The organism is Paenibacillus sp. VT-400, from assembly GCF_001029205.1.
In the GTDB taxonomy this organism is placed as follows: Bacteria; Bacillota; Bacilli; order Paenibacillales; family Paenibacillaceae; genus Paenibacillus; species Paenibacillus amylolyticus.
Window position 1 is genome coordinate 446,542 of the sequence record NZ_LELF01000047.1, and the last position, 19,159, is coordinate 465,700.

The following is a 19,159-nucleotide window of genomic DNA, read 5'->3' on the forward strand; positions in this document are numbered from 1 at the left end:
TCAATGGTTGAACCGCTTCCAATTTACTTTCATCATATGGTTGTGATAGAAAACATTACATAACGAAAAAAAAGCAACCCGCAAGTTATGCGAATGGCTCGTCAAGAAGCTGTAATGTGCTTAGCGCTTCACGTTGACCAGCTGCACCAAGCCAACGTGTTAGCGCCAAACAATAAAATTGCCCTTTCTCCAATGCTAACGAACCCGAGACATCTTATTGGGGGAATAATCACGATATGCAAATCCTAACGAACCTCACACTTGTTATTCATTCTAATATTAGAATTCGATACCGAGAATCGGCCAAATTAAGCAAAATAGCGCCTTTACGATTCGTTAAATTTTGAAAAGATCTTTGGAGAGGAAAATAGCGTCTACAGGGTTCGTTAGAGAAATTTCTTTCATACAGTTTCACGTAACGCAGGATATAAAAAAAGAGATGGCCTCGACGAAACTCGATACCATCTCTTCTTCTTTACACTTTGAATATCTTTTATTATCTTTTTTTTCAAACTCTCACCCAGTTAATTCCCCGACGCTTCGCGAATCTCATACTTGCACCTTTTGCCGCCATCGGCGTAACATTCTGTGCGCTCTACCTCAGCTTGAAGTAGCGAGCGAAACAGTTCCAGTTCACAGCGGCAAGCCTGCTTGTAGACACTCGCGACTTGTACAATCGGGCAGTTCATTTCCGTAATGACGTAGGTTCCATCGTCTTCTCTGGACGCATCCGCCATATATCCGTTGGCATTCTGGATTCGAGCGAGTTCCTCCACCCGTCCAGCCAGATCCTGGCCCTCCATCTGTGGCAATCCGCTGCGAAGCAGCTTGTCCCGGCGACTCTCGAACAATGCATCTACCACACCGCTCCCGGCTGAGTCAGACAATTCTTCAAGCAGTTCCAGCGTAAGGGAGGAATATGATTTTGGAAAAAAGCTGTCCCCGCGTACCGTCAATTGGTACACCGAGGACGGACGTCCGGCCGTAGCCCGGGCCTCCCGAACCTCAATCCAGCCGTCCTGCTCCAGTGCCGTCAGATGACGGCGAATGGCCATGCCGGTCAGACCCAGATCAGCTGTCATTTCCCTCGCGGTCAATGTACCTTGCTGCTTCAGCATGAACAAAATCCGTTCACGCGTCGTTCGTTCCTCTTCGCGCTTCACGATCAGCACCTGCTCTCCTGCTTATGCGTGTACCGGTGCTGCCTCCCGGCAGGCATCCGAGCAAAAGCGGTTATGCGTCTCTTCGCAATCCTCACAGCTTACGTGCTGCAGGTTGCAGGTTGGACAATTAATATATCGGTCATGTGTCGTTCCACAGTGATAACAGCTAGCAATGACAATATCCTCTTCTGTCCGGTTAATCGGTACAGAGATGCGCTCGTCAAACACGTAACACTTGCCATCGAACAGATGGCCTTGTACTTCCGGATCTTTACCGTACGTGACAATACCGCCGTCCAATTGAGCCACATCCTGGAATCCTTCATTGATCATGAACCCGGTCAGCTTCTCGCAGCGAATGCCGCCAGTACAGTAGGTAATAATCGTTTTGTCTTTCATGTCACCCAGGTTCTCCCGAATCCACTCCGGAAACTCACGGAACGACTCCACATCTGGACGGATGGCCCCGCGGAAATGACCAATTTCGTATTCATAATCATTGCGACCATCGATAACGATAACGTCATCACGTTGTAGATGTTCATGGAACTCTTTCGGCGAAAGGCGTTTGCCGCTAGTCACATTTGGGTCAAGTTCATCTTCCACACGGAAGGTTACCAGCTCTGCTTTGTGACGAACAAAGATTTTTTTGAACGCATGCTCCTCGACATCATCAATCTTGAACACCATGTCGCTGAACAGCGGATTAGCCAGCATATCTTTCATGTACTGTTCCGTCTGTTCTGGCGTTCCGGATACCGTACCGTTAATGCCTTCGGATGCGATCAGAATACGGCCTTTCACACCAAGGTCCTTACAGTATTGCAGATGCTCTTGTGTAAACGTCTCGGGGTCTTCAATCTTCACGAACTTATAATATAAAAGCACGCGGTACGCGCTGTTACACATGTATATCACCTGTTCCTATTCCATGTTGTTATTAGCCGGATCATCCGGCAAGACGACTACGTTGCACCCTTACTGTTAAAAAGAAAATAAACAGCCGTCCGAAACATCGTCTCGAACTGCTGCCTGACATTCGACTTTTATTCCTGCATTCTAGTTTATCGGAAGCGGAACAGCTTAGTCAATATAAATGTATAGAAAGGCATGAAAGATATGGAACATATCTTTCTGCACCATTCACCCTATTCCGAGATCGTAATGACCGAGGTTACAAAGTGATACGATTCATTCTCCAATACCGCCTGTGATAACAGGATTTTATTTCCTTTCGGGCTCCAGGCGAGTGGGTCAGAAGCGTTGTCCATATCGGCCGAGATCTGGAACTGTTCTGCCGACTCTGTGTTGGAGACAAATAGCCCTTTCTCATTATCATTCTCAGAATTGATGGTGTATGCAATCTTGGAATCATCACCCGACCAACTGGTACCGAAGATCTGCGTGCCTCTGGCGAGCGTGGCCTTCTCATTACCTTCCAGATCGGTGAGTACCAGCGCCCGTTTGGTATCCGCTGTTCTTTTCACAATCGCAAGCCTTGTTCCATCATTAGATGGGATGACCCACTCCACACTTTTCAGCACCTGTTTCACTTCACCCGTCTTCGCATCGTATGCATTCAACTGGCCATCTTCGCCCGTAATATAATAGAGCATATCGCCTGACACCTTGATACTCCGTACATTGAAATTACCTGTTTCCACCAGTACCTTTGTTGTACCGTCCACACTTGCCGAGATCAGATCACCCTTCATATTGGGGAAAACGGCATGTTCATTATCCAGCCATGCGCCCTCTTGGATAAATCCATCCTCCTTGCCCGCAGGGGTTGTCTCCCCGTTATGCAGGTTCAGGAAGTAGCCTTTGCCCGTATTTTCCTCCGGCTCGCGGTAGAACAGGTACTGACCATCCGGTGATACCAGCGGTGCACCCAGACTGGCTTCACTTTCTTTGAGCGGCGTGTCTGTACCTTTCGTCAGATCATACATATATAAGTTATGCGGGTATCTTTCCTGACCTTCAACCGTGACGGGTTTCAAGGACTTGTTCTCTTTGTCGGATACAATCCAATCATCACTTAGCCATGCGATCCCGCGCATATTCGGCAATTTATCAATTTTCTCCAGCTTGAAGCTCTGGTACACGGACGTGTTGGTATTATCTTTTACCGTAATATCCGTGCCCGTTTTCCCGCCTTGTGCGTTGCCCCCCGGCTCCGTTGTTCCCCCGCATGCCGCTGTCGTTAACAGGGCAATGGCTCCGAACGTGCCCATAGCTGCTTGTTTCCAATTCATGATGGTCCCCCCTGGTTTCTCTTGCTATAGACCAAGCATATACATCGCATACTTCCAAAGTTATTCAGACTTGTTTCGAACTTGTAAACTTGAATCAGCCAAAGGGAACATGAGCTGGAACGTCACACCTTCCCCATCTTCTGGATCACTCGACAGCAGGGTGATTGTACCGCCCTGTTTTTCAACAAACTGCTTCACGAGAGATAGCCCCAGTCCGGTTCCACCAGTTTTTCTGGCTCTGTCTTTGTTCACGGTGTAAAAGGGTTCAAAAATCTTCTCCCGCGCCTCTGCCGGAATTGGCGTACCCGAGTTATAGATGCGAATGATCGCTTGACGCTCCTGCATCCGCAGTTCACTCTTCACCCGGATCACACCATCCGGAACGTTATATTTGATGGCATTATCCAGCATGTTGATGAAAATATGCATAAGACTCTCCCGATCGCTGCGGATCACCGCCGGTTCAAGATCCAGTTCCATGTTCAGCGCAAACTTCTCCGCTTTCCCACGCATCCGGCCACAGGCATCCTTCAGCAGAGCGCTGACCTCTACATCTTCGGCCTGGTTCTCAAAGTCATACTTCTCCAGGGCAGATAAATGTAGTACTTTTTCCACCATCTCGTACAGCCGCTCCGTTTCTTTGCCAATGTTACTTGTGGCATCATCAAGCAATTGCGGATCATCCTTATACATGTCGAGCAGCTCCACATAAGCTTTGATCGATGTCAGCGGTGTCTTGAACTCATGGCTAATGTTACCGATATATTGTTTCTGCTGCTGTTCTAGCGCCTGAAGTTTCTCAATCGCCAGTTGCAGCTTCTGCTGCTCTGCATGCATGGCTGTGATATTTTGCTGAATGGATGTACTCATATAATAAATGCCCTGCCCCAGCTCCCCCAACTCATCCTTGCGCTTTAAAGGAGACTCCGTAATGTAGTGTCCTTCGCGAATGGAATCTGCGGACTTTTTCAGTCGGGTAATCGCAACGGCAAACCGATTGTAGAACAGATAACCCAATATGAAGCTCAGCGCAACAACGGTAATTCCTGCCCATATGAACAATTGAAGGATGCGAGTATAGAATTCATGGTAGCTTTGGACCGGATATTGCATCCATACAGCCCCCATCTGTCCATCCGGACCGTCCAGTGGTGCGGCGTAGAGCAAGGTATCCCCTTGTTCATGATAGGCAATTTTATTTTGCAGTGCATAGTTGAGCGTATCCTGAACAATTGCACTCTCCCCAGAGCTGATCGATGAACCGACTTGTTGGCCTTTCATATCATAGAGCGCTATCGGCAATCCGGTAGAGTTGGCCAGTTCCTGTGCAAGCCTACGGCCGTTTTGTTGTAAAAAAACGTCCTGTTCCAGATGAACGGACTCCGTGTAGTAGGACTGTCGCACATTCAGATTCACCAGCCGTGTCTGCTGTGATAAAATACCTTCAATTTGTGACTGCTGATTGCGTTCAATACCGCGCAGGACCAGTGAACTAAGCACCACCACGGTAAGGATAAGCAATGCTGCCAGAAAAACACTGAACTTCAGCTTGATGCTGACTCTCATATGGCCCCGCCTGTTTCAGGTGCAGATGCTTTGTAGCCAATCCCGTATACAGTCTGTAATTTTTGCTGATCCGTATCTCCAATTTTTTTGCGCAAACGCTGGATGTGAATGTCTACGGTTCGTGTACCACCCGCATACTCCATGCCCCACACTCGATCTAGTAGATCGTCTCGTGTGTACACCCGCTCGGGATTGGACATGAGAATGGTCAGCAGGTCGAACTCTTTTGGTGTCAGATCCAGCTTCTCCTCATTCACGGTCACTGTGCGGTGAGCAACATGAATACGCAGTGTGCCATTCACGATGGCCTGATTCTTCGAATCGTCAGGTGGTGGACTGCTTTTCTCGACACGGCGCATGAGCGCTTTCACCCTTGCGAGCAGTTCACGGATCTCGAATGGTTTGGTCATGTAATCATCGGCGCCCATTTCCAGGCCAACGATTTTGTCCACGATATCATTTTTGACAGTCAGCAAAATAATGCCGATATCCTCGCGGTCCTCCAACCTGCGGCATACGCCGTATCCATCAAGCCTTGGCATCATCACGTCCAGAATCAGGACCTGTGGGTGAAACGATGCGACCTTAACCAAGGCCTCTTCGCCGTCACTCGCAGTATCTACTTCATATCCTTCGCGCCGCAGCGCGTAAGCAATGGCACTGACGATGCTTGATTCGTCATCTACCACGAGCACTTTTTTATTCATGGGATTCATCCTCTACGTTACACGAGATAACTTCAAGTGCAGTACCGTCTTCTGATCGCTGTTATCCCCAGATTTCTTTAATCCCCTTCTTCCAAAGGGGAAATCCGGTGATAAAGGGCGTAGCATATGCTTCCGAAGTAGCTTTCTGACAGAAAGCTTTGAACTTCGTTTCTTCAGACTGGTTCTGCACTCTTCGTTTTCGTGTAAATATTCAGTTCTTTTTTATTTATGTTAGCAAGGTCTTTGCGATTTAGCTATGGATGAGTTTGCAATTTGTATGAGAAGCTTTCATCCTCTCAGCTTGGACTTGGCTCTACTTTCTTTATACCCCAATGACGACAAAAAGAGCCAACCCGTGATTGGATTAGCCCTTGGTCTGTAGATTCCTAATTTATGTTACTGCTTAGGCAATAACTTCTTAATTTCATCTTCGGAGAGTCCTGATGCTTTAACTATAGCAGAGAGATCTACACCAAGTGTAAGTAATTCACGGGCCATTTCTCTCTTACCTTCCAACTTACCCTTGGCTGCACCTTCAGCTCGTGCGCCTTCAATCATTGATTTTTCGTCACTCAATGCTTTCATCCGAGCATCGTAGGCCATTCTGGTGGACGCATCCTGACTCAGAAATTCCAGCGTATCCATCGCCTTTTTCAACATCGGTTCATTCATGGCCAGCACCTCCCAGTTTGATGTATCTATTCCTTTAAGGAATAATAACCAATTCACGAGTCCGCCTTTTTCCATCGGAACAGAATACTCATCCAATTTGGTTAGTTCCATCACATGTATTTCGATATCATCCGTCAAACCAATACCTGTATGATCTTCTCGTAAATGAAAAACATTGTGATATCGCTCATTATCCAGACAGGAGTAGTTGAGTATATTAATAGTCACGCATTTTTTGAGTAGACTATAGTTTTCACCCTTTTTTATCTGATGAAAGTACATCTCACTCCAATAAAACAACGTCCTTTTCTCCATGTTATACGGGTTAAACAGCTGCATTTCAATGTTAATTAGTTTGCCTTCTAACGTCTTTGCTTTAATATCCAGAATGGATTGTTTATCCTCTGGACTATCCTTATCTGTATACGTGTTAACCACAGTGATCTCCGTAAGAGGAGATTCGCCGGTCTCTATAAACGTGCTGTTCAGAAAAGCTAACAAAACATCTTTGTTTTGCTCACTTCCAAAAATGCGTTTGAACACAAAATCTACTCGTGGATCGAGTAATTCCGTCACTCAGCATCAGCTCCATTCTCACCAGCATTATATCATAATTCCCATATAGCCTCAGCTTGATAATGGATCTGCACTTAAATTGCATTTACTCCTCAAATGACAGATTGAGAGGCTCGTCCGACATCTCGTACTCTGTCTCCATATGTGTCAGCGGTGTGTTCGGATCAACCTCCTCGAAGCGGAAGCTGTCGACCCACACTTTTCCTTTACCGTTCAAAATAACCCCAAACGAAATGACCGCACTGCCCTCCGGTACATCAAGCACAATACTATACTGATTCCATGGCTGCGTACCCGTAATTGGCCGATCATGCATGTTATCAAATTGAAGTACATCATGCACGTTATTATCCACACGCATCCATAATCCGCAGAACGCATCCACATGCTCGGTCTTCACGAATCCCGATAACTTCATCCGCTTGCCCACATAGTTGTCCGCTCTGAACTGTTGCATCATTGTTGCGAACTCGTTAGGCTCCATCGGCGTAACGGCCTTCAAATATCCTGATGCTTTTCCCTGATGCACTTCGGCCGGATCAATGCCCATCTCATAATTCTGCGGATGACTTCCGGTTAACATCCAACCTGTAATTGTTGACGTCTGATTCATCTGTAATTCTCCTCCTCTGGTTCTTCCTTCGAATAATTTCAGATCAAACAATTTGCGAAAACGTCCTGGTGGCATGCCATATAATTTGCGGAATGCACGGGTGAAGGCTTCCTGACTCTCAAAACCACATGCCAGGGCGATGTCCAAAATGCCCGCATCCGTCGATCGGAGGGTGGTGGACGCCAGACTCATCCGACGGTTTCGGATATAATCCACCACGGTCATGCCCACCTCATTACGGAAAATTCGATGGTAGTGATATGGCGACAACAACGCCTCAGATGCCACTTCTTCCAGCCCAATCTGCTCATGCAGATGAGTCTCAATATAGAACAAACTTTGCTGAATCATTGCACGGTAACGGCTCAACTGAGGTAAAGCCCCCTTCCATATCCTTACTATACGTGAAGGATGTCATCGTCGTTTTGATCATTTTTGCTATCTTCACTTTGGTTGGCCTCTATCCCGAACGACAAAAAGAGCCAATCACGGATGGAATCCTTTCCGTAATTGACTCTTCTGGGAACCCGCCGCCCTGTCGCTACTCTAGAGCCACTTCATTGATTTACAACAGGTTCATTTATCTATTTGCTTTATCTATTTGCTTTATCTATTTGCACAACATTCTTCGTCAGACAGCTGGTACCGGCTGTGCACCAACCTCTTCGTCATCATGCTCCACCAGTTCATGTTTCTCCCAAGCTCTACTCTTCCAGCGGAAGTACATAATGACCGCGCGGGTCCACTCATCCGCCGCAATGGCAAGCCATACACCAGCGAGCCCCAGATGAAGCTTGAATATGAGCAGGTATCCCAGCGGCAGACTCATGCAGACCATGGAGATCAGACCCATGTATACCGGGAACTTTGCATCCCCTGCCGCACGCAGGGAACCAATGATCACAATATTGCAGGTACGACCGGTTTCGAGCAACAGACTGAGTAGAATCACTTGAGCCCCCAGCTTGATAATTTCCGGATTATCCGTAAAGATGCTCATCAGCGGTACACGGAAAAAAATGATGATTACATCAATGATAACCGTAGCCAGAAGTGCCCATTTTACACTGTCAAAAACACGTTTGTACGCATCGTCTTTGCGCCGCGCACCCACAAGCCGACCTACAATGATCGATGTCCCCATACCAATCGCCATGCTGAACAAGTAGATATAGCTGGAGATGTTACCCGCATACTGCTTGGTTGCCATAGCTTCTGCGCCCAGATAGGTCACATACAGCGTGAACACGAGCTGGCAGGAATGATATACCATGGATTCCATCGCAGACGGAATGCCAATCCGCAGAATTTTGCCAATGAATTTCTTAGACAACTTAATGTAGTATTCAAAATCCACCCGCACCTCGCTCACACGATACAACAACCAGAAGAAGATCAGCAGGCAGATAAAACGGCTTCCCACCGTGGAGATCGCTGCCCCTTCCACCCCAAGCTTTGGCAGGCCGAAGTGTCCAAAGATCAATGCATAGTTACCAACAACGTGAATCACGTTCATGAATACAGCAACATACATCGTTTCTTTGGTGTAACCATGTGTACGAATCGTCGCAGCCAGCGCATTAATGAGCGCCTGAAGGAAGATACCGCCACCAACGATATTTATATACGAACGGGCAAAATCATAAATTTCGCCTTGAATGTTCAAGAGTGATAACAAATGTCCTCCGAACAGAAGGAAGATTCCGCTCAGGACCAGACCTACGATAAGATTCAGTGTGATCGCATTACCTGTAACCTGCGCTGCTTCACTTAACTTTTTGGATCCGATATATTGTGCGACTACAATCGCAGCACCATGTCCAATGACTTCCAATACAAGGATAGCGATAGAAATAATCTGATTGGCTGCTCCAACGCCGGAGACCGCATTATCGGACACCGAGCTGAGCATGAGCGTATCCACGCTCCCCATCAACATAAATAAGAAGAGTTCCAAGAAAATAGGCCATGTAAGTCGAATCAGATTCAGATCCTTGGCATCAGAACGAAGGGACTCTTTGGTTGAGGATATTGCTGTCATTTTCTCACCTTTCCCATGTGGGCTTTAATTCTTAGGGTATGTTAGCACAGGTGGTTTGAAAATGCAGTAGTTTTGCGAAAATAGTTGAAAGTTTTTTGCAATTCCATAAATAGGTATTTTCACTGCTTTCATATAGCCCATCTTCCGTACGCTTGCCAGAGGTTTTAGAAGACAAAAAAGGCCCCTCCCAACTCGCCTTTTAAGCAAGTAATGGAAGGACCTTGGAACCTCAAACTTTTAACCTTTAACAGAACCCGCAGCAATGCCCTCCACGATTCGGTTACTCAGGATGAGAAAAGCAATCAGGATTGGCATAATGCTAATCATCAGCGTTGCACCAATGGCTCCCCAATCCGTTGTATATTGACCGATAAAGTTCTGTACACCAACAGTCAGGGTTTTGTACGAATCTGTACTGATGAACGTATTAACAAAGATGAATTCATTCCAGTTATAGATCATGTTAATGATCGCCGTTGTGGAAATGACCGAAGACGTCATCGGCAGCACAATCCGAAAGAAAATCCGATGCACGGAGCAACCATCCATCACTGCGGCTTCTTCCACTTCCCGGGGGAGCGCGTAGTAGAATCCAAGTAGAATCATAATGGTAATTGGCATATTAAAGGCAATATAAGACAGGATGACTGACAAAGGATGATCTGTGAGATGAAGCTTCAGGAACAAGCTGAACAGCGGGATCAACGTGGAGTGTACAGGGATCATCAGACCCACCATAAATAGCCCCAGCACCAGCGAACGACCCTTCCAGCGCATACGTGTAATGGCAAAGGTCACCAGACTGGCAAACAGCACGGTGACCACCACCGAGACCACCGTAATCCATACACTGTTGAAGAAGTACAAGCTGATATTTCCCTCTGTCCATACCTTGACATAGTTTTCCCAACGCGGAGTAGCAGGAAGGGAAAAAGGCGCCATGTCGAATACTTCCTGATTATTTTTAAGCGAGAACAACAGCAGCCATACCAAGGGTAAAATTTGAAGCAAAGCTACCAGGGACAAGAGGAAATACAGCAGAATATATCCGAATCTCCTTAACCATGCCGAACCTCGGCTTGTCCCCGGGTAAGTTGGCAATCTAACGGCCGTATCCGTCTTCACCGGGATGGACCTCCTTTCATTTCACTTACGTCAGGAATACTGGATCGTATCTTTGGATGCTGTCGCTTTTCGAAGCAGCCAGGTAACCAGCAGACAGATCAAGAGCAGGAAGAACCCTACAGCACTGCCGTAACCAAAGTCGAAGCTACGAAACGCCTGACGATACATATAGGAGGCCATCACTTCGCTGGAGCCATTTGGTCCGCCATCGGTCATCACGTAGATGAGATCAAAATACTTGAGTGAGCCTACCACAGCCAGTACCACAGTCACCTTGATGACTTCTGTAATAAGGGGCAGCTTGATTCGAAAAGCGATCTGCCAAGGGCTTGCTCCATCAATCCGGGCTGCTTCCACCAGAGATTCCGGAATATTTTTGAGGGCCGCATAATAGATCAAAATATAGAAGCCTGCATACTGCCATAGAATCGGCACGAACAGTGCATACAACACCAGGGATGGCTCCGCCAGCCAGGCTGGCGGATTGCTGAAGCCGATCGCTTCCAGAAAGGTGTTTAGCACACCATTGCTGGGATGATAGATCTTCAGCCATAACTGGGCGATCGCGACCGAAGACAGCAGCATCGGGATCAAATATATTTTGCGGAACAGATTGGCCCCCTTGATCTTGCCTGACAGCACCAAAGCGATCATCAGATAACCGATCAGACTCAGCGCAGAGAACAAAGCAAGTAAAAAAGTATGGTTCGCACTCTGCCAGAATGTTCCGTCTTGAAGAAGTCTGGCGTAATTATCCAATCCAATAAAGGTCATTGCACCGATCCCGTCCCATTGCATCAACCCATAATACCCGGTGAGCACGATCGGGATGTAGACCAAGACCAGCAGCAGAAGCAGTGCAGGAAGCACGTACAACGCAGCAACGAGACGGTTGGACATGACTTTGTCCATCACATTATCCTCCCTTCAAGCGTTCAAACGTGTGTACGTCAATTGCCTTTATCAATTGCAGCCTGATGATTCTTCACAAAGTCCTCCGGTGTTACCGCTTTGCCAAACAACGCCTGAATCATGTCCAGATGTGCCTGAGCGGCTGCCGGTTTCATCTGTACGTCTGCAAAGAGTGTAAGGCTGCTGGCCTGATTCAATTCGTTGAGAAGGTCAATATAGAGCTGTGGCAGCTGTACTGCCGCCGTATCCACTTTGGTTGCCGGGATGACGCCTGCTTCAGTTACCGAACTTTCACCCCATTTTTCCACAAAGTATTGCACAAACTTCTGCGCTTCTTCCTTCACTTTGGAGTTCTGGGCCACGAACAGTCCTACGCCTGGACCACCTACCCAGCTGTTAATATCGCTCTTGCCATCTTCCATCGTTGGGAATTTGAAAAATCCGATCTTGTCTTTAAATTCCTGCGGGATGTCCGGGTTGGTCGTAAAGTTTGGCAGTTCCCAGGTACCCATCAGATACATAGCAGCTTTTTCGTTCATGAATTCGGATTTACCCTCATCGTTAGACAACCCGTTGAAACCTTTGTTGAAAGCATTCATATCCACCAGTTTTTGTACCTCGGCAGCAGCTTGAGTCAGCGCAGGATCATCAAACTTGCCAGAGCCATTGATCGCCTTTTCCAGTGCATCTCCACCTAACCGATTCGCCAGATACATATACCAGAGCGAGCCAGTCCAGCGGTCTTTATTGCCCAGTGCGATCGGAACCTCACCGTTCTCTGTCAGTGTCTTCAGCACACTCAGGAATTCATCGTACGTTGCTGGCGGCTGCAAGTTATATTTTGCAAAAATGGCTTTGTTATAATAAATGGGGGAGATATTCAACTCGATTGGTAGCGCATATGTTTTACCGTCTATCGCATAAGCTTCTGTTGTTCCGGCTATGAATTTCTCGCCCAGCGAGTCACTCAACAGATCATCGACCGGTGCGAACAGGTTCCCCTTCACATAAGGCTCCAGAAATCCAGCAGCCCAAGTTACACCAACATCGGGAAGTTCATTGGATGCCGACAGGATTTTCAATTTGTTCTTATATTGTTCATTCTCCAGCACTTCCTGCTTAATGGTTACATTCGGATGATCCGTTTGATACTGCTTGATGATATCGTTGACCAGTTTGTTTTGCTGTGCGGAACTGCCTGCTGGCCAGAGGTGCATGAATTTGAGGGTTACTTTCCCATCTGTGCCGTTGCTGCCTGTTTCACCCTCTTCATCCGAACTTGAACTGTTACATCCGGATAAAATTACGGCGAGAACCAGCGTCCATGACAGAAGAATGGCCATCGTCTTTTTGCTCATTATTCCAACCCCCTTGGTTTTTTCGGTTAATGTAACCGCTTTAACCAAATTGTAGCACGGGCCTATCACACCTATAAGACCAGAGTAATTTGGAAAAACTCCACTTTTTTGAGGTTATTTGTTATTTCGTTCAGATAGGGAATGCCGATATTTGCTTGGACTAAGCCCCTCAAGACTTTTAAATACTGTGATAAAATACTTATCCGTCTGATAACCCACCTGTTCCGCAATCTCTGAGATTGGCATCGTTGTCTGCACAAGCAACTCCTTCGCGCGCTGAATGCGTTTGCGGGTAAGGTATTCACTAAAATTGATGCCGATCTGTTCCTTGAACAATACGCTGAAGTAACTGGAGTTGAGATGGAGTAGATCAGCAATTTCACGCATGGTCACATGTTCACCCAGATGAGCATCCACATAGGTCAAAGCTTCACTGATCTGGCTATTGAGCCTTTGTTCTCCGCGCTCCTTAACATCCAGCAGCTTGGGGTCAACCATTTCTTGCATCGTTTGAATACGTCGCTGTTGCTCGCTGAACTTTAGGGCTTTTTCGACGGTCTGCAGCAATTGTTCCTTATCAATCGGTTTCAACATATACTCCACAACACCCAGCTTAATGGCCTGCTGGGCGTACTGAAAATCGGCATGCCCCGACATAATAAGGACAACAGGCTTGTTCGAAAAATGCTGAATGGCTTCAATCAGAGACAAGCCAGAGAATTCCGGCATGCGAACATCCGTTATTAACAGATCTGCCGGCTTTTTCTTGAGCCATTCCACAGCCTCGACGCCACTTTCTGCAGTCTGAATGTGATTTCGTCCTGCCGACCATCCTTCCAGTGTTTTGCGAATACCCTCTCTTGTACGCGGCTCATCATCCACGATAAGAATCGTTTTGTCATGAATCATATGCACCCTCCGTTCCCATGGGAATCTCAAAGCAAATGACAGTTCCTTCCCCAACCTTACTTGTTATGGAAAGCTTGCAACGTTCGCCAAGTTGGCTGCCAAAGTAAAGCATCAGTCGCCGATGTACGTTGATTAGACCTACACCTGTCCCCTTCTTGGACACAGCCGGCCCGCCATGTAAAGCATGAATGACAGATTGAAGCCGTAATTCATCCATACCGGGACCATCATCCCGAACCTTAATGCGAACCAGATTTTTCTCGGTCGAAGCATCCACATGGATGCTTATTTTTCCCGGTCCCAGTTTACTTTCAATCCCATGAAGAATCGCATTTTCGACCAAGGGCTGTATAAGAAGTTTCGGTATTGCGACCTTACGCACCGTATCACTCAGCTGAATCTCCCATTGCATTCTCTCTCCCAACCGCATCTGCATAATTTGAAGATAACGCTCAGCGTGTTCCAGCTCGTCAGCAATCGTAACCCATTCATCCTGCTGCGAACTGGAGATGATGTAGCGAAATAATCGGGACATCGCCACAACCATACGTGCCATCTCCTCGTCTCCCTTCTCCTCAAGGGACCAATAGAAGGCTTCTAGGGTGTTGAATAGAAAATGGGGATTAATCTGAGACTGCAACGCCTTCAGCTCGGCCCGGGACTGCATGATTTCCTTCTCATGAACCACACGGGTCAATTCATTCTGCCTGTAGACCATCTGGTTATATACGTCGTTGAGTTCATTGATCTCCATCGTAGAGCTAACCATTAGATTAGGTCTCATTGCTCCCGGCTGTGCACTGCGCATGGCCCTCATCAGACGTATGAGCGGACGTGTAATCATTGTGGACAGAAAGAAGGACATGATAAGGAACAGAACAACACCAATCATTCCCGAAACGAGCAGCGCCGTTCTCAAGATGGATACACCTTCCGTTGTCTCCCGCAGCGGGGTCAGGACAGCAAGTGTCCATCCCGTTAACTCCGATTTTTGCCGGACGACGATATAGGATTCCTCCCCGTTCTGCACGACTGATCCACTGTCCAATATGGCTTTGGGATCGAGATTGATCTCCAGATCGGAAGTCACCACTTCGCCCACCCCATCCAAGAGCATGATAGAGTCCTGCGAACCATCTGCCCCATTCGAATCATTGAGTTGAAAAAAACTACGCTGCATCCGCACCACCACATAACCTCCATGTTCAAAAGAATGATCCAGCAGGTTAATCCGTCGAATAGCTAGAAGCACACCCGGATCTTCAGGGTCAGCACCTGCCCATACCAGTCTGCCTTTTCCTTCATCCGCCAGGTTGATCCAGTTGCGCTCCACTCTGAGATCGAGGGATCGGTCATCCATCGGAAAGATGCGGTTATAACCCGTGGTGTATATCTCCATACTCTGCGCTCCGTTGATGAAAGACTGATAACTGCCTGCAATCTGCAAGAGAGCTTGGCGCTGATTAAAGGTTGCCGGGTTGCCTTGCTTCTCATCGCTAAGCAGACGCTGCACGTATGAATCATCCGCCACTTGGGCGGTCAGCGAATTCACTTGTGCAATGAGTGCATCCAATCTGCCACTGGCTTGGACAGCGGTTTGATGAATATGTTTCTCCGCATTGCTTTTCAGCAGGGCAGCTACCCGATCATAAGCCGTTATGCCTGCGAGCAGCAGAACAACAAGCATCACCATAACAAAACCAATGAAGATCTGATTGCGAAGTGAGTTAAAATGTCCTTTTTTCCCGTGCAACTTCCCCATTCTCCTCTCTTTTTGGCATGTAAAAGAACCCACCACCTTACGCCCGTGCTCTTGAAGACTGGGTACAAACGATGCCGGATTTATCTACGATTCAGTTTTTCTCGTTAAAGCGCTTGCATAATTGAACCTTAATTTTCTTCTCACTATCTTTGTTTACCGATTAAACTAACGACTAAAAAATAGCATAGTTTTACAGGTTAATCAATCCTCTGAAGAGTTCTCAAACGTTAAATGAAAAGGATCAAAAAAAGAGAGGAGACTTTTAAAGTCCACCTCTCTTTGTTCATATCTCTTCACACATATTCTTTTCTTTGGCCCATCTTCAGTTATTTCACAGACCCTTGGGTAACCCCGTTGATGATCCACTTCTGCGCAAACAGGTAGATGATAATCATCGGCAGCAACGCGAGCAGGTAGGATGCAAACGCAAGGTTAAATTCAGTATTAAACTGTCCTTGGAATACATACTGTACCAGCGGCAACGTGTACTGTCCCGGATCACTGATAATAATGAGTGGCAGCAAGAAGTCGTTGTACGTGGACAGGCAAGTCAGAATACCAACCGTGGCACTGATGGGTGCCATGAGCGGGAAAATGATTTTCCAGAATGTGCCCCAGGTTGTTGCCCCATCCACAAACGCCGCTTCCTCCAGCGCAACCGGAATGGACCGGATATATCCAACGTACACAAATACGTTAAATGCCAGGCCATAAACCGTGTGTAGCAGGATCAGACCTACCAGATTTGTCATCTCCAGCGATGCGGTCAGTTTAACAATCGGCAGCATGATGATTGGGAACGGAATGAACATCGCGCTAACGAAGTAATAATAGAGTCCTTTGAAAAACTTGCGTTTCTCCATATTCCGTGCAATCGCATAAGCTACCATCGAGTTACTCAGCAACGTCAAGAGCACCGTTGATGCGGTAACGATTGCACTGTTACGGAACGATTGGAAGAAGTTTGTCATGTCGATGGCCCTCGCGAAATTCTCCCAGTGAAGTGTTGTCGGAATGGAAAAGACCGATTGGGCCATCTGTTCCGGATTTTTCAAAGCAATCGTAACAGTCATATACAATGGGAACAGGATAAACAGGGTACCCAACACAACGAGCAGCATAACGGGCCAATTGATTCGTGTACGGCTTCTCATTACAGATCCATCTCCCTTCTTTGCAGGAACCGGATTTGCAGAATTGAAATCACCGCAATAACGATGAAGTAAATAACCGAGTTCGCAGATTGATACGCATATTCGCCGCCTTCAAATCCGCCGGTGTAGATCAAGTGGGAGATGGACTGCGTCGCCCGCCCGGGACCACCGTTGGTCAAGGCTACGATTTGGTCGAAGACCATAAGCGAGTTTTTCATCGCCAGCACCATATTAATGGTGAAGAATGGGGCAATAAGCGGGAAAGTAATACTCCAGAATTCACGCCATTTGCCTGCACCGTCGAGGTTGGATGCCTCGTACAGTGTTGTTGGTATCGTTTGCAGACCAGCCAAATACAGAATCGTATTCAGGGCCACGGATTGCCATACTGCAACAATGACGATACCGATCCAAGCCAGACTCTCGCTGCCGAGAATGTTGGTGGATAGCGCATTGATGCCCAGATTTTGTCCCCAGATCGGGAATACGTTGGAGAACAGGTAGTTAAATATGTAACCTACGATCAGCACACTCAGAATATTGGGCAGGAAGTAGATTCCGCGGAAAAAGTTACGGAACTTAATCTTGGCATTCAGCCCGAGTGCAATGAGCAGGCTCAGAATATTAGTCAGGATCGTCACCACGATCGCGAACTTGAACGTAAACCAGTAGGCATTACCTACATTGTCATCCTGGAACAAGTTGAAATAGTTTTTGAAACCAACAAAATCATACTCTTTCCCGAATCCGTTATAATTCGTAAATGAATAATAGATGCCCTGGAGGGCCGGCAGCGTCATAAATACAAAGAACAATACAACCGCCGGAACCGTCATCCAGTAATAAGGTGCGATACGCTTGTTCATACTCCATCCTCCTTCAGACAAGGCTTAGCGCCGATTAGCAACCTTGTCCCATTCTTTGTCGAGTGTATCTAGATAGTTGTCGATGTTTTGGTTCTGCAAAAAGGACTGTACGATGGAATTCAGCTGCACCGCAGCCGGAATATAGTGATCGGGAAAGTCAATAACCTTGCCCTGCTCGATATATGGCATCAATTCCTGTACGGCAGGATCATCCTGCTTCACACCTTCTACCGCAGAGAACAGCGTCTGTTCGTCAATATATCTTCCGATATTTTCAGGCTCTAATAGAAACGCAATAAACGTCTCTGCCTGCTCGCGATTAGGCGTGTCCGCCGCAATGGTAAACAGGGAGTCGATCCCGTTCACCAGCTTGATCTCGCTGGCATCGTTACCCGTAGGGAATGGGAAAAAACCGATATCGACATTTGGATTCGCTTTGCGAATCTCCGAGATGGCCCAGGTTCCCTGGATGTACATGAAAGCTTCACCGTTAGCAAAGGCACGGTTACCGTCCGAATAAGCTTTACCAAAGTTATCGCCGTGACCGTATTTCATGAGTTCCAGTTGCTTCTCAGCTACCTCGCGGTACTTCTCCTTGAACGTCACTTTGTTATCGCGTCGCTCTTGGTAGAAATCAATACCAACCAGATTGGAGGCTAGTGCATTGAAGGGCAGACTCGTCTGCCAGTCATCCTTGTATGTGAAATAAAATGGAATCTCACCTGCATCCTTAATCTTTTGGGCGGTCGCAATGAGTTCATCCCACGTCTTGGGCACATCCAATCCCATTTCCTTAAACAACGTTTTGTTGTACATGATGCCGTTTGCATTAGTCGCGTAAGGAATACCAGTCACTTCGTCCATGCCTGTGAGATCATTCAGCATTTGTATGTAGTTCGGATCAATCGTCTGGAGTAATGAGCTGTCCGTGAGATCGGTGAAAATATCACTCTGGGCCAGAATGGAATAGGTGTCGGTTGCCCCCATGGCCATAATATCCGGAATATCATTTTTGACGACACGCGTCTTCAGTACTGTCTCCGCATCGGGCGGATTCACCTGTGTCACCTGGATATCGTCATGCTCCGCATTAAACGTCTTGATCAATTCATCAAAGGTTGTTTTGGCTTCAGGCTTGTTCTGGAAAAATTCAATCTGCACTTTGCCATTCGCGCTATCCCCACTGGTACAGGAAGATAAAAGTACAGCCATCATTCCACACAGCAACATTGTCCCGAGAGCCTTGGTAAGCGTTCTTCTCATGTTGTACCTCCCTCAGCTTTATAAATTGAACTAATGTGATTTACACAGTGTCACTCCGATTGCAGTACCATCTTCCGATCGTTGTTATCCCCAGATTTTTTTGATTCCCTTCCTCAAAGGGAAAATCCGGTTTTAGCGTATGCTTTCGAAGCAGCTTTCTTTCAGAAAGCTTTTAGCTGCGCTTCTTCAGATTGGTTCTGCACTCTCCGTGTTCGTG

At 47.1% G+C, this 19,159-nt stretch carries 16 protein-coding genes; all 16 read right to left on the minus strand.

Going from position 1 to position 19,159, the window contains the following annotated elements; genetic code table 11:
• Positions 1-524: 524 nt before the first annotated feature.
• Positions 525-1,172 (minus strand): helix-turn-helix transcriptional regulator, encoded by a 648-nt coding sequence (locus tag EL84_RS04365; protein WP_081745846.1) that lies wholly within the window; start codon positions 1,170-1,172, stop codon positions 525-527.
• 12 nt (positions 1,173-1,184) lie between these two features.
• Entirely contained in the window at positions 1,185-2,072 is an 888-nt protein-coding gene (locus EL84_RS04370; RefSeq protein WP_036606654.1) for a rhodanese-related sulfurtransferase, read from the minus strand.
• Between the two features lie 239 nt (positions 2,073-2,311).
• Positions 2,312-3,418, minus strand: a complete 1,107-nt coding sequence (locus EL84_RS04375) for a hypothetical protein (RefSeq protein ID WP_053061382.1) — start codon at positions 3,416-3,418, stop codon at positions 2,312-2,314.
• Positions 3,419-3,478: 60 nt separating this feature from the next.
• Entirely contained in the window at positions 3,479-4,984 is a 1,506-nt protein-coding gene (locus EL84_RS04380) for a sensor histidine kinase (protein WP_047840844.1), read from the minus strand.
• Entirely contained in the window at positions 4,981-5,691 is a 711-nt protein-coding gene (locus EL84_RS04385; RefSeq protein WP_047840845.1) for a response regulator transcription factor, read from the minus strand. Before EL84_RS04385 ends, EL84_RS04380 begins: the two co-directional genes overlap by 4 nt.
• Before the next feature lie 396 nt (positions 5,692-6,087).
• A complete protein-coding gene (locus tag EL84_RS04390; protein ID WP_047840846.1) occupies positions 6,088-6,939 on the minus strand; it encodes an Rpn family recombination-promoting nuclease/putative transposase in 852 nt (283 codons plus the stop codon).
• Positions 6,940-7,024: 85 nt separating this feature from the next.
• The gene (locus EL84_RS04395) at positions 7,025-7,921 is read right to left on the minus strand and encodes a helix-turn-helix transcriptional regulator (protein WP_082218843.1); all 897 of its coding nucleotides are present in this window, start codon (positions 7,919-7,921) and stop codon (positions 7,025-7,027) included.
• A gap of 262 nt (positions 7,922-8,183) precedes the next feature.
• Entirely contained in the window at positions 8,184-9,593 is a 1,410-nt protein-coding gene (locus EL84_RS04400) for an MATE family efflux transporter (RefSeq protein WP_036671595.1), read from the minus strand.
• Between the two features lie 237 nt (positions 9,594-9,830).
• Positions 9,831-10,694: a carbohydrate ABC transporter permease gene (locus EL84_RS04405; protein ID WP_047841074.1), complete on the minus strand. Its 864-nt coding sequence runs from the start codon at positions 10,692-10,694 to the stop codon at positions 9,831-9,833.
• Positions 10,695-10,748: 54 nt separating this feature from the next.
• Positions 10,749-11,630 (minus strand): carbohydrate ABC transporter permease, encoded by an 882-nt coding sequence (locus tag EL84_RS04410; protein WP_036606643.1) that lies wholly within the window; start codon positions 11,628-11,630, stop codon positions 10,749-10,751.
• 38 nt (positions 11,631-11,668) lie between these two features.
• On the minus strand, positions 11,669-12,988 hold the full coding sequence (locus EL84_RS04415; RefSeq protein WP_036671596.1) for an extracellular solute-binding protein: 1,320 nt from the start codon (positions 12,986-12,988) through the stop codon (positions 11,669-11,671).
• A gap of 114 nt (positions 12,989-13,102) precedes the next feature.
• Positions 13,103-13,897 (minus strand): response regulator, encoded by a 795-nt coding sequence (locus EL84_RS04420; RefSeq protein WP_036671597.1) that lies wholly within the window; start codon positions 13,895-13,897, stop codon positions 13,103-13,105.
• Positions 13,887-15,650 carry a sensor histidine kinase gene (locus EL84_RS04425; RefSeq protein WP_082218845.1) on the minus strand — a complete coding sequence of 588 codons (1,764 nt, stop codon included), beginning with the start codon at positions 15,648-15,650 and terminating at the stop codon, positions 13,887-13,889. The genes EL84_RS04420 and EL84_RS04425 overlap by 11 nt, the downstream gene beginning before the upstream one ends.
• A 335-nt stretch (positions 15,651-15,985) precedes the next feature.
• Positions 15,986-16,813, minus strand: coding sequence for a carbohydrate ABC transporter permease (locus tag EL84_RS04430; RefSeq protein ID WP_047840848.1), 828 nt, complete (start codon positions 16,811-16,813; stop codon positions 15,986-15,988).
• Positions 16,813-17,679 (minus strand): carbohydrate ABC transporter permease, encoded by an 867-nt coding sequence (locus tag EL84_RS04435; protein WP_036606633.1) that lies wholly within the window; start codon positions 17,677-17,679, stop codon positions 16,813-16,815. Before EL84_RS04435 ends, EL84_RS04430 begins: the two co-directional genes overlap by 1 nt.
• Positions 17,680-17,703: 24 nt before the next feature.
• Positions 17,704-18,894, minus strand: coding sequence for an ABC transporter substrate-binding protein (locus EL84_RS04440; protein WP_414855709.1), 1,191 nt, complete (start codon positions 18,892-18,894; stop codon positions 17,704-17,706).
• Between the last annotated feature and the right edge of the window lie 265 nt (positions 18,895-19,159).

What these genes read in the sequence shown, in the direction of transcription:
- EL84_RS04370 (WP_036606654.1), bottom strand. Translation starts at nt 2,072, where the DNA reads ATGTGTAACAGCGCGTACCGCGTGCTTTTATATTATAAGTTCGTGAAG.
- EL84_RS04375 (WP_053061382.1), bottom strand. Translation starts at nt 3,418, where the DNA reads ATGAATTGGAAACAAGCAGCTATGGGCACGTTCGGAGCCATTGCCCTG.
- EL84_RS04380 (WP_047840844.1), bottom strand. Translation starts at nt 4,984, where the DNA reads ATGAGAGTCAGCATCAAGCTGAAGTTCAGTGTTTTTCTGGCAGCATTG.
- EL84_RS04385 (WP_047840845.1), bottom strand. Translation starts at nt 5,691, where the DNA reads ATGAATAAAAAAGTGCTCGTGGTAGATGACGAATCAAGCATCGTCAGT.
- EL84_RS04400 (WP_036671595.1), bottom strand. Translation starts at nt 9,593, where the DNA reads ATGACAGCAATATCCTCAACCAAAGAGTCCCTTCGTTCTGATGCCAAG.
- EL84_RS04410 (WP_036606643.1), bottom strand. Translation starts at nt 11,630, where the DNA reads ATGGACAAAGTCATGTCCAACCGTCTCGTTGCTGCGTTGTACGTGCTT.
- EL84_RS04415 (WP_036671596.1), bottom strand. Translation starts at nt 12,988, where the DNA reads ATGAGCAAAAAGACGATGGCCATTCTTCTGTCATGGACGCTGGTTCTC.
- EL84_RS04420 (WP_036671597.1), bottom strand. Translation starts at nt 13,897, where the DNA reads ATGATTCATGACAAAACGATTCTTATCGTGGATGATGAGCCGCGTACA.
- EL84_RS04430 (WP_047840848.1), bottom strand. Translation starts at nt 16,813, where the DNA reads ATGAGAAGCCGTACACGAATCAATTGGCCCGTTATGCTGCTCGTTGTG.
- EL84_RS04435 (WP_036606633.1), bottom strand. Translation starts at nt 17,679, where the DNA reads ATGAACAAGCGTATCGCACCTTATTACTGGATGACGGTTCCGGCGGTT.
- EL84_RS04440 (WP_414855709.1), bottom strand. Translation starts at nt 18,894, where the DNA reads ATGATGGCTGTACTTTTATCTTCCTGTACCAGTGGGGATAGCGCGAAT.